The sequence below is a fragment of the Enterorhabdus sp. P55 genome (assembly GCF_009911695.1).
GTDB lineage: Bacteria > Actinomycetota > Coriobacteriia > Coriobacteriales > Eggerthellaceae > Enterorhabdus.
Window position 1 is genome coordinate 1 of record NZ_QWKK01000289.1, and the last position, 612, is coordinate 612.

The 612-nt window shown below is 65.5% G+C and carries 1 protein-coding gene; it reads left to right on the forward strand.

Annotation, left to right across the window (positions count from 1 at the left end):
- Nucleotides 1-314: hypothetical protein (locus D1643_RS11340; protein ID WP_160710679.1), on the forward strand; the 314-nt coding region annotated here is incomplete at its 5' end.
- Nucleotides 315-612 lie beyond the last annotated feature (298 nt).

Consider the following 612-nt stretch of genomic DNA (forward strand, 5'->3'; position numbering starts at 1 on the left):
ATTCCGTATCCCGGACGACCCTGTACGCCGCCGGCGGCTGGTACGTGCAGAGGGCCGGGGGCTTCGTGTGGGTCATGGCGAAGGACGTCAAGACCGGGAGCGGCTCATGGGACAAGGTGGCTTGCCCGTACGCCCTGCCGGCGGGCGTGAGGCCGAGCGTCGACATCCAGGTACCCATGCTGACCGCCAACGGGGGCAGCTGGACGGGGTACATGACAGTCATGAAGACCGGGGCCATCGAGGTGGGAAACTACGGCAACGCGGGGTCGGCGGACAAGCGCACGGGCATCGCGGTGTTCCCGACAGGGCTCTAGTGTGCTATGATGGGGCCAATCGGTGCCCCGCCTACCCGGGCAGCATCGGTTAACTTGCTAGGCCGGGTCGCTGTGAAGGGTTACCCGGCCTTCTTGCACTCCAACGCCGTCCGTCATTCCCTCCTCGCCAGGACGAGCCCGACGATTCCGATAAACACCAGCATGACCTCGCATACCGCGATGACTGTCTGTGCGTCCATGGGCATCTCCTCTCTCGAGGCCGCCCGGACGTGACGGAGCACCTCCGCCGATCATACCACGGCCGCCAGAGGCGCTCGAATGGCATTCCGTATCCCAG